The organism is Cryobacterium sp. M91, from assembly GCF_002929615.1.
Lineage (GTDB): Bacteria > Actinomycetota > Actinomycetes > Actinomycetales > Microbacteriaceae > Cryobacterium > Cryobacterium levicorallinum.
The window spans coordinates 1-9,860 of the sequence record NZ_PJJT01000049.1; the positions used below are offsets into that span (position 1 = coordinate 1).

The following is a 9,860-nucleotide window of genomic DNA, read 5'->3' on the forward strand; positions in this document are numbered from 1 at the left end:
CCACCGGGCGTTCGTTGATTCGTAACCGTACTGACCGAACCGGGGAATTTCCAGGCAGTGCACTCCGTTGAGTTGCCCGCTCAGGGTTCCCCATCTGGAACGGAGCGAGAGCCAACGATCGCCTGCTCGGGTGTCCCGGTCGCCATCCAGCTCGTGAGATGCCAAGGATCGGCGCGTTGTGGAAGTATCGACTGAATGGCTTGGAACGAGATCGTCCCCGACGTGTTCTCTCGGCGGTACCCGGATGATGACATCTCCATGACGGTCGCACGAGGGCGACGGGGGCTGCTCCTTGTGGACTCGGGTAGCTCGCCAGCCGTGGCAGCTCGCATCGACGCCGACGTGCAGCGGCTCGGCGAAGTCAGGTGGGTCGTGAATACGCATGCGCACTACGTCCACACCTTCGGAAACCAACACTTCGTGTCGGACTCTCACCGACGCGTGGATCGTCGGGGACGTGAGGGAAGAGCCCGGGCCGCCAATGTACGGCTCGGGGTGCTTCCCCATCCGGTGGCCGCGGACGCTCGCGGCGCTCCTCACCCAGGTCGGAGAACGGACATCATCATCCCGGGACATGGCCGGTCGATCTCGCGCGGATTCGGCGTCGCCCAGTTCGCGGTGCTCCAACAGACTGCCGAACTCGGCCGGCACTATCGAGCCGGCCACGACGTCGAGCAGGCACTCACTAACGCTGAAGAGTGGGCCTACCCCGCGGTGCACTCCAGCTCGCAGTACACCGAGGTTGCCACGGACTCGAAGCGACTGCTACCCCACCCCACCGTCCGTGGGCCGATCACCGACCGCTACACCACATCCCGGGGGCTTGACCCCTGGTTCGCGCCCTTCTTGGCGAGGAGTACATCGCGTGCCTGTCCACCGAAAAGCCTACATACGGTGCAGTTGACATTCGCTACGATCTAGACCAGGAAGCGATTTGCGCCGCAGTTTGGTTCTCGGCTCAATATCGGCCTATGACAATGCGGCTCGCAAGAAGGCGAAGCGTCTGCGAAAACTCAAAAATCACGCAGAACGCTTCTTTGGCGCCGTTCAGACCATCAAAATGGCAGGGGTCAAATTATGAGAGTTGCACGGGCCGTAGCGGATCTAGCGATCGGCGGCGTGCTGGCAGTGTTTGGCAGTGTTTGGCGGGACCGCGGCGATGGCGGAGGAGCCGGCCACGTTTGTGCCGAGCGCGACACAATCCATTGAAGTGGTGCCCGGCGAGGCTGTGACCATAACAGTTGAGTTGGTCGAGGACCAGTCCGCGACCAACGATAACCTCGATGCCGCGGTCACCGAGGTGACAACTGACGTCACTACGGCCGCTCTCAGGTGCGGTGAAAACGCCAGCTACGGCGGCGACAACTACTTCACGCTTACCTGGTACAACTGCTCGTCCGTTTCGATAAAACTCAAGCCGGACTACTTTTTTGTCGACGGCACGTGCAAGGTTGTGACACCGTACGGATCGACGAGTTGGATCATCCACGTGAACGTTGGCAACAGCTATATCGGGATGATCTCTTGTTGAAAGCCCCCGGATACGCAGCGATGTTTCGAGGGCACGAAAAGCTCAGCGCGCAAGCTCACCGCGCACGCGCACAGCGCGCGATAGGCCCCCGGCCCCGCTTGATCAGGCTTGCCATGGCCATCGCAGCGTTTGGCCTGATTGGCGGTTCGGTGACAGGGTGCGCATCTAACGGTGGTCAATCCACAGATGGTAGTTCCTGCCTTTTGGGGACGTGGGACCTTGACTTTGTCGCGTCAGCGGAGGCGAACTCCACCGCGGATACGACTACCGGGAACTACACGATCATCTTTGATGACGACACTGTAATGGTCCAGGTGGATGTGACCAGTTCGATGAAGACTGTCGTGGAAGGTGTCGAGGCAACCGTTGACCAGGTCATCAAAGGATCCGCGGAACAGCGATACAGCGTCCAGGACTCCGAACTGAATTACGGCGAGGTTGTCTGGACGAAGGGTTCCGGAACGACAACGGTCGCGAAAGGCGGCGAAACAACGACTGACGAGCAGGACTTCACGCCTACGCCGGACACCACCGCCGAGGTGGGATGCGAGAGTGACAAGCTCGTCATGACCAGTACGCTAGAGAGCGACGTTACCGCGGAAATAGCGACGGTAGAACAGATCTTCACCCGCCGGTGAGAATGCCGGGATGAAGTCCCTCGTCGGTCGGTCGTACTCGCCGAACAGACCGACGAATGGACCGACGAATGAGCCGACGGCCGCCGCTACCTCGGCGTCGACATCCTCGTCAAGTTCCGACTGATCGTCACCTAACGGGTACCCCGAACGCTTTGTAACTTCAAACACCCGGCCAGAAACGGGAACTACCGGCTCAAGGCGGATCAAGCGTAATGATTCGCCATCACGCGCTCGAAATCGCTACTTGTGCAACCGCAGCGCGAGCCGACGAGACGCCTCGCAACCCATAGGATACAAGACGCTGACTACCTGCTTTAAGCTAGCGCAGAAAACCAAGTCGATGCCCTACGTGTCAGGGTTGGGTGAGGCCAGTAGCTAACAGCAAGTTCGCCGTTTGATGTAGGGCGAGAATCAGGAATCATCACCATGTCCAGTCCGTCTTTGAGCGCAGTGCGCGACGATAGTCATATGAGTAGTCCCGGACCCCGAGCTGGTGGCCCGACCTCGAGAAGGTCATTCACCCCAGCGCAGAAGCTTGCCTACCTCGCCGCGTACGACACGGCCATCAAGAACAACGAGGGCGGCGCGTATCTGCGCACCGAAGGGTTGTACTCCTCGCAGATCACGGAGTGGCGAAAGCTGCGTGACGCTGGTGTTCTCGCGGGGAAGAAGCCCGGGGAGAAGATTGGCCGGTTAACGCCGGAACAAGCGGAAATCGCCCGGCTGCGCCGCCAGCTGAGCAAGACCGAGCAGCGGTTGGAAACGACGGGGGTGGCGTTGGAGATCATGTCAAAAATGCACGAGCTACTCGAAAGTCTTTCGAAGAGCTCGCGGGACGAAACACCGNCGCGGGACGAAACACCGTGCGCGTTGCCGTAATGACCGCCTACCGCGAACTGGCCAGCCGAGGCATCTCGACTCGCGTCGCGGCGGACCTGGTCGGAATCCCTCGAGCGACAGCCACGCGCAAGCGCCGCATTCCGGTGCGTCGGCCGGCGATGATTCCGGCCAATAGGATCGGCGACGAAGCCCGTCGCGAGATCCTGGACGTCGTCAACTCGAAGCCGTTCGTGGACTTGCCGCCGATTCAGATCTACGCCCAGCTGCTCGATGCGGACACGTACTTGTGCTCAATATCAACGATGTATCGGGTGTTGAACGAGAATCAGCAGGTCAAGGACCGCCGCCGACAGGCGCGCCACCCGGCCCGGGCGATCCCGGAACTGATCGCCACAGGCCCGGGCCAGGTCTACTCGTGGGACATCACGAAACTCGCCGGCCCGATCAAGGGAAAGTACTTCGATGCCTACGTGATGATCGATATCTACTCCCGCTACATCGTCGGCGCCTATGTTCACGCGTCGGAATCGGGCGAGCTGGCGGTGGAGATGATGAAGGAAATCTTCGGCATTCACGGCGTCCCGCAGGTCGTTCACGCTGACCGAGGCACGTCGATGACATCCAAGACCGTTGCGGCGTTGCTATCTGATCTGGAGGTCACCAAGTCGCACTCGCGGCCTCGGGTGAGTAACGATAATCCCTACAGCGAGGCGTGGTTCAAGACCCTCAAATTCGCTCCGACGTTTCCCGAACGCTTCGGCTCCCTCGCCGACGCGAAGACGTTCATGGCCTCGTTCGTCGACGGCTACAACCACGAACATCGCCACTCCGGGATCGGCCTCAACACCCCAGCCGACGTTCACTACGGCCTCGCCGAGGCGAAGGCCACCGAACGAGCAGCGACGCTGGACGCGGCACGCGCACGCTTCCCAGAGCGATTCAGCACCAACAAGGCGCCGCAGATCCTGTCCATTCCCGCGACGGCATGGATCAACAAACCAGCCGCCAAACCCATCGAGAATGAAGGGCTCGAACTAGCCGCCTAAACTCCCACTGGCCTCATTCACCTTGACAAATTCCGGTGTGCCGAAGTCTGTGCTTGCTCGTGAGTTTGGGATCAGCCGCGAGACCGTCTATGTCTACCTCCGCGCCGGGGACTGAGCTGGCTGTAAATGATCTGGTGTGGATTAGAGCTGGATGCCTGCGGTGTCGATCAGTTTGACCCAGCGCTGTCGACGGTCGGTGCCTTCTCGGATAGCTGGGGCCTGGGCGTAGACGTCTGCCTTGGATAGGGCGGTCAGGTTGAGCCCGGTGAGGTCGATGATGTCGACGATCGGTACCTGGTAGGTGCGGTACGGTCCAAGCGGCGGGGGAGTGCTGTCGATGAGGGCTGGAGCGCGGACCGTGCCAAGGTCGAGGACGAACCCGGCAGCGTGCAGAACGGTGGAGTCTCCCGTGGTCGTGGTCCATGCCGCGATCTTCCAGAACGCTTGCGGGATCTTCACGCCGCGGTACGTCGGATCCTGGATTGAGAGTACGGGGGCGGTGAAGACACTGATGCGGTTACCGTTGGTGCGTGCTTGACAGCTTCCGCCGGTAGTCATAAATTGACAAAGCTCTGCACCATGCAATCCAAGGCCAGCCTGGCAGACCAAACTGCACTGACAGTGCGAACTGCGACCTAAAGACTGAGGCTGGGACTGTCCTGACGGGCGGATCCAGCCTGGTCGACGCCGTCATTCGGTGCTGGCTCTATGCTTAGTCGGCACGAGCACATCACAATTCTGAGTTACTCGCGAACGCCACCGCGAAGTCTTAGCCGGCGGTGCCGCGGTTTTTTACCAGCTGAGGAGTGATCGTCATTTAGTAATCTGGTTACGTTTTAGGCGTGGTTCTCCGCAGTAGAGCTTGAGGCGCTGCTGCGGAGATCTGCCGCGTTTGACTACGGGTGGACGAGGATCTTTACTTCGGTTTCGTTGTTGTTGATGAGGCGCTTAAATCCTTCTTCGACGACATCGTCGAGTGCGATGCGGCTGGTGATGAAGGGTTCTAGTTTGATTTTGCCGTCTTGCACGAGCTTGATGACGGCGGGGTGGTCGTGTGCGTAGGCCATAGTGCCGATGAGAGCGATCTCCTTGGTCACGATCTTGACCATGTCGATCGTCGCGGGCCGTCCCCAGATCGATACGTTGACGATGGTGCCGGTGGGCTTCACCGCATCGACAAGCATGTCGAGGACCGGGTTGACGCTCGAGCACTCGAAGGCGACGTCAGCACCCTTACCGTTGGTTATTTTGCGTACCTCTTCAGCTACGTTGACCTCGGTCGGATCGAAGACGTGGTCGGCAACTCCTGTTGTGGTCGCTTTCTCTTTTCGGACGGCACTGATTTCGGACACTATTACAGTCAGACCTTCAGCCTTGAGTACTGCTGCGGTCAGCAACCCGATCGGACCGGCGCCCCCGATGAGAGCTACCTGTCCAGCTTTTGCGCCGCTGCGGGTGAATGCGTGGTGGGAGACTGCGAGGGGCTCAATCAGTGCGGCTTGGTCGAGAGGAATGTCCCCGACGGGGTGGATCCATTTTCTGTCGGCTACGACTTTCTCGCTAAGTCCTCCACCGCGGCCGGCCAGCCCGACGAAGTTCGTGTCCGGTGACAGTTGATACTCCTCACCGGGTTCCATCGAGACGTCATCACGGATTATGTAAGGTTCAACGACGACACTTTGGCCGATTTGAAGGTCGGTGACGCCTTCTCCGAGAGCGCTGATGGTTCCGGAGAACTCATGCCCCATCGTGACGGGGAGCTCTTCCCCTGTAATGGGGTGTGGGTGACCCGGGGCTGGAACAAAAATTGGTCCCTCGAGGTATTCGTGCAGATCACTTCCGCAGATACCGTTCCAAGCGATGTCGACCATGACAGCACCGGGTCGGAGTTCGGGTTCGGGGATGTCATCGATCCGGATATCTTCAGCAGCATAAAATCGTGCAGCCTTCATATAGTCCTCCTTGTGACGTGGACGGCTAAGTCGAGCCGTCATCGAGCCGAACTTTAATGACGCAAGCCGGCACTATCAAGGGTAGTTGCCATAGCCGCACCATTACCAGCAACTAAGTCCGATCTTTATTGCGGCTACGAATCGCGCCTCAAGCTAACTAATCAAAAGTCTCGGGTTGCACTGCCCGAAGCCCGTTCGACAAAACACGGCTCTGAGTATTAATTGCGCCAGACCTAAGCGGTGCGCCTTCGGCGCTGCGGCCGCTCAACGACTGATTGTAAAAAGTACTCCGCAGATAGTCACACAAAGCCGCTATGCGGTGCGGACAGCCACGCGGGCAGCTGTCGCAGTAGGTGTTCGACGAGTTTGTCAGGGCTGGCAACGATCTCATCGAGGAGCCAGGCGTTCATGAGGGCCGTGATTCCACCGACGATGTAGGTAGCGACGATGTCGATTTGTACATCTGGAGGGATGCTGTCCAAGGTCGCGAGAGTCGCCGAAATCTCGATGGTGAGCGACCGTGTCATTTCGGCTCGAATGGGAACCGTGCCGCTTTGAGTGGCCAAGCCCGCGAAGAGTGGACGGTTATTTGTGAACTGATTGACGATGCGTACCTGTGCGCTGCGCAGCGCCTGCAACCGGTTGACCTTGGGATCGTTGTAATCGTTTAGGTAGAGACGCCGGTTGAGTTCGAACTCAGAACGAAATATGAGTGTTACGACTTCGTCGAGATTGGCGAAATGCGAATAAAATAATCCCTTGCTGACACCAGCGGTCCGGATGACGTCAGATGCCGTGATGACCGACCCGGAGGCTGCCTTGGCCGCGAGTTCGCGCGCAGCGGCGATGATCGCTGCGCGGCTGCGTCCAACGCGAGGATCTTGCGACGTCTGCAACCCGCTTCGAATGGAATCAGCATTTGAGAGGGCCATATAAAAAGTTTACGCCCTCTACCAGGTTTCCTGGACTCTAGTCCAGAACGGCGTACAGTTGATATTAGGACAGCGCGTCATGCCATGGACGTCGGAACAAACGTATGCTGCTCATCTTTTGTGAGGAGTCATTAATGAAAACAGCAGCATCCACAGTTTTCGGCCGAAGATTTAAAATCCACAACATCGAGTCGGCCGATCCCATCGGTGGAGGGGTCCTCATCGACGTCAAAGCGTCAGGCTTTTGTCACAGCGACCTGCATATGGTCAAGACTGATTACGGATTTCCGACACCAGCGGTTATCGGTCACGAAATCGCTGGGATCGGTTCAAGAGTAGGAAGCGAAGGTACTGGAGTGGCGGTCGGAGGTCATGTCGTTGCTTCTCTCATCCAGTTCTGCGGGACAGGTGAGAACTGCATAGCTGGCCGCACTTTCGATTGCCCGAACCCTGGGCTAAGTCTCCGCGGAACTGAGAACGCCCGCATCAGAACGAACGGCACCACAATAGTTCGGGCCTCCGGTATCGACGAATGCATCGAACGCATACGTATGAATGAGTACCAGCCTGCCGTCGTGAACACAGAGAGTCCTTTTCCGTATGCAGTGTCGCGGGTTCACCGATGATCGCCGGTCGGGCGCTGGTACGAAGGCTCACACACGCCGCCACGTTATTAACCGCTGTTTCACCATATTTAAACAGTGCGTCAGTGCGCGCTGCACCAAGAGACCGGCAATGAGAAAACATCATTGGCACTCAGCACAGTTGGAGGAGACACACTCATGACAACACGCATCGTCATTCTCGGCGGTGGAGCCGCCGGGCTGACCACCGCCCTGAAATTACAGAAAAAGCACGCGACCCGTCACATCGACATCACGCTGATTGATGAATTGCCGTATTACACCTATCAGCCGCTTCTGCCCGAAGTCGCTGGCGGTCACATCCAGGCCCGCGACGTGACTGTCTCCTTGCACAAGGCGCTCCGACACTCGAACGTCGTCCAGGCTTCCGTCACCGGCTTGGACAGTACCGGTAAGAGTGTCACGGTGATGACCCCAGATGGTGAACACCAAAAAGTTTCCTACGATCACCTTGTTATTGCGCTTGGAGCGGTCACGCGCACCTTTCCCACACCGGGACTGGCTGAGAACGGCGTCGGGTTCAAAACTGTTGAAGAAGCACAGTACGTGCGCGACCGCATTCTGGGAAACATTGCCCGCGCCGCTAGCGTTCAGGACTTGGCAGAGCGTCGGAAGTTGCTCACCACGGTCTTCATCGGCGGAGGTTACACCGGTGTTGAGGCGATGGCAGAGCTTGATGATGCCGCGAAAGCCGCGATAAATGGTTACCGTTCACTTTCTCGTGAAGAGCTTAGTTTCGTCCTGGTGGAGGCGCTCGACCGGGTCGCACCCGAAGTTGGGCCCGAACTCTCACAATGGACTCTCGGCCAGCTCCGTGCCCGTGGCATTGACATTCGCTTAAATACGACGATGCCGTCCTGCATCGATGGCAATGTCGTCCTGAGCGATGGCGAGGCAATACCAGCTGGCGCGATCGTTTGGACTGCCGGGGTGAAGCCGAACCCCGTTCTGGCTGAGATGAATTTGCCTCTGGGTCCCAAGGGCCACGTCAACGTCAACGCCACACTTCAGGTGGAGACCAGCGGCGGCGTCAAAATCGATGGAGTGTGGGCTCTCGGGGACGGAGCGCAAGTTCCGAACCTACTGGCCACGACACAACCGGCCTACTATCCACCGAATGCGCAGAATGCTGTGCGTCAGGCCGGAAGAGTGTCCGCTAACATCCTCGCCATGATGACCGGACGACCGCTCGTGGAATATCGGCACAAATCGCTTGGAACGGTCGCGAGCTTCGGCATCGGCAAGGGAGCAGGCATCGTGAAAGGCATCAAGCTCAAGAATGTACCAGCGTGGCTGGCTCACCGCGGATATCACCTTTACGCTATGCCGACCACGAATCGCAAGATGCGCATCTTGGCCGGATGGGTGACCAATTTGTTTGCCGGCGGGGACACGACGCCGATCGTTGGCCGCAGCAACCCACGCGCCAGCTTTCTCAAGACCACACCCGTTGTAACCAAACAGAAATAAAAGTTCCACGCAGCACCGGGACTAAGAACTTCGGTACCCGTAAGCACGACTGTCGCTAATCCACGGCCGCGCTCACCTCTTGGAGCCCAGCTGTTGGCGTTAGAACACTCACCGAGGGGGTCGTGAAGACCCAGAACGTGTCTTCTCATGCTTCGTCGGCTCCTCTAACAAAGTTGAGGCATGTCTCGAACGGAGTGCACCACGGCGATGACCCCAAAGGTTCTGCCCTCGCCAGGGCTTCTGGTTGCCATACAGCGTCCGCGTAAACGAGCAAACACCCGGCGACATGGCGGGTGAATAGGCGTAGCGCGAGACAAATCACAGCGTCCCGATAGGCAAGCATGCTGCCTAAAAGGCTTCATGTCTACGTCCCGCCGAGGTGAGCGATACCAGCCGTCTGGGCTTGACGCAGGGCGGCGAGATAGATGCTGGCGGCCGCACACCGTTTGCCACGAAGGGGGTAGCATCCGCCGTTGCTGCTCATGATTTCGCGACCCTGGAGCTCGCCATCTTACGGGCGCTGCAGCAGCTGTTGTAACTCAAGCCGCGCACAGTCCGCGTCGGTGGATAGTGTGCCGAGCCTTGCTCGCATACCGGGTTGTGCAGGGTTGGGTGGAGGCGCGGGATGTTTACCCAAGGCTGTGGTTTTCGGATTCATGGCTTCGTTGTATCAAGATAGATAGCGGATTGGCCGTTATTTTCGTGAAATGCGCCGGTACTGAGTATTAGCCCTGCTGGGGGCCATCGATATTGACCTCGGGGGCCACGGAGTGATGCGGTCAGTAGTGCGTTTCGGGGCCGCCGAAT

Annotated in this window: 10 protein-coding genes and 1 pseudogene; 8 read left to right on the plus strand and 3 right to left on the minus strand. The window is 58.7% G+C overall.

The window, feature by feature from the left end; translation table 11 throughout:
- Positions 1 to 258 precede the first annotated feature (258 nt).
- From CXY80_RS20590 to CXY80_RS00950, 5 genes and pseudogenes are all read left to right on the plus strand, one after another.
- A complete protein-coding gene (locus CXY80_RS20590; protein ID WP_369828590.1) occupies positions 259 to 921 on the plus strand; it encodes an MBL fold metallo-hydrolase in 663 nt (220 codons plus the stop codon).
- Positions 922 to 1,138: 217 nt separating this feature from the next.
- A complete protein-coding gene (locus CXY80_RS00935; RefSeq protein WP_104131237.1) occupies positions 1,139 to 1,531 on the plus strand; it encodes a hypothetical protein in 393 nt (130 codons plus the stop codon).
- 113 nt (positions 1,532 to 1,644) lie between these two features.
- Positions 1,645 to 2,169, plus strand: a complete 525-nt coding sequence (locus CXY80_RS00940; protein WP_146070611.1) for a hypothetical protein — start codon at positions 1,645 to 1,647, stop codon at positions 2,167 to 2,169.
- A gap of 468 nt (positions 2,170 to 2,637) precedes the next feature.
- A pseudogene (locus CXY80_RS00945) lies at positions 2,638 to 4,055 on the plus strand (IS3 family transposase).
- 22 nt (positions 4,056 to 4,077) lie between these two features.
- Positions 4,078 to 4,170, plus strand: coding sequence for a helix-turn-helix domain-containing protein (locus CXY80_RS00950; protein ID WP_255411818.1), 93 nt, complete (start codon positions 4,078 to 4,080; stop codon positions 4,168 to 4,170).
- A gap of 26 nt (positions 4,171 to 4,196) precedes the next feature.
- Here CXY80_RS00950 and CXY80_RS00955 read toward each other — a convergent pair whose 3' ends face one another.
- The 3 genes from CXY80_RS00955 to CXY80_RS00965 form a co-directional block, all read right to left on the minus strand.
- Entirely contained in the window at positions 4,197 to 4,613 is a 417-nt protein-coding gene (locus tag CXY80_RS00955; protein ID WP_104131239.1) for a DNA/RNA non-specific endonuclease, read from the minus strand.
- Between the two features lie 338 nt (positions 4,614 to 4,951).
- On the minus strand, positions 4,952 to 6,007 hold the full coding sequence (locus tag CXY80_RS00960; protein WP_104131240.1) for a 2,3-butanediol dehydrogenase: 1,056 nt from the start codon (positions 6,005 to 6,007) through the stop codon (positions 4,952 to 4,954).
- Positions 6,008 to 6,306: 299 nt separating this feature from the next.
- Positions 6,307 to 6,939: a TetR/AcrR family transcriptional regulator gene (locus CXY80_RS00965; protein ID WP_104131241.1), complete on the minus strand. Its 633-nt coding sequence runs from the start codon at positions 6,937 to 6,939 to the stop codon at positions 6,307 to 6,309.
- A gap of 134 nt (positions 6,940 to 7,073) precedes the next feature.
- Between CXY80_RS00965 and CXY80_RS00970 the strand changes: the two genes are divergently transcribed.
- From CXY80_RS00970 to CXY80_RS19300, 3 genes are all read left to right on the plus strand, one after another.
- On the plus strand, positions 7,074 to 7,565 hold the full coding sequence (locus CXY80_RS00970; RefSeq protein ID WP_158251505.1) for an alcohol dehydrogenase catalytic domain-containing protein: 492 nt from the start codon (positions 7,074 to 7,076) through the stop codon (positions 7,563 to 7,565).
- 156 nt (positions 7,566 to 7,721) lie between these two features.
- The gene (locus tag CXY80_RS00975; RefSeq protein WP_104131243.1) at positions 7,722 to 9,053 is read left to right on the plus strand and encodes an NAD(P)/FAD-dependent oxidoreductase; all 1,332 of its coding nucleotides are present in this window, start codon (positions 7,722 to 7,724) and stop codon (positions 9,051 to 9,053) included.
- Positions 9,054 to 9,432: 379 nt separating this feature from the next.
- Positions 9,433 to 9,591 (plus strand): hypothetical protein, encoded by a 159-nt coding sequence (locus CXY80_RS19300; RefSeq protein WP_158251506.1) that lies wholly within the window; start codon positions 9,433 to 9,435, stop codon positions 9,589 to 9,591.
- Positions 9,592 to 9,860: the final 269 nt, after the last annotated feature.

What these genes read in the sequence shown, in the direction of transcription:
- CXY80_RS00965 (WP_104131241.1), bottom strand. Translation starts at nt 6,939, where the DNA reads ATGGCCCTCTCAAATGCTGATTCCATTCGAAGCGGGTTGCAGACGTCG.
- CXY80_RS00975 (WP_104131243.1), top strand. Translation starts at nt 7,722, where the DNA reads ATGACAACACGCATCGTCATTCTCGGCGGTGGAGCCGCCGGGCTGACC.
- CXY80_RS00940 (WP_146070611.1), top strand. Translation starts at nt 1,645, where the DNA reads ATGGCCATCGCAGCGTTTGGCCTGATTGGCGGTTCGGTGACAGGGTGC.
- CXY80_RS00955 (WP_104131239.1), bottom strand. Translation starts at nt 4,613, where the DNA reads ATGACTACCGGCGGAAGCTGTCAAGCACGCACCAACGGTAACCGCATC.
- CXY80_RS20590 (WP_369828590.1), top strand. Translation starts at nt 259, where the DNA reads ATGACGGTCGCACGAGGGCGACGGGGGCTGCTCCTTGTGGACTCGGGT.
- CXY80_RS00970 (WP_158251505.1), top strand. Translation starts at nt 7,074, where the DNA reads ATGAAAACAGCAGCATCCACAGTTTTCGGCCGAAGATTTAAAATCCAC.
- CXY80_RS00960 (WP_104131240.1), bottom strand. Translation starts at nt 6,007, where the DNA reads ATGAAGGCTGCACGATTTTATGCTGCTGAAGATATCCGGATCGATGAC.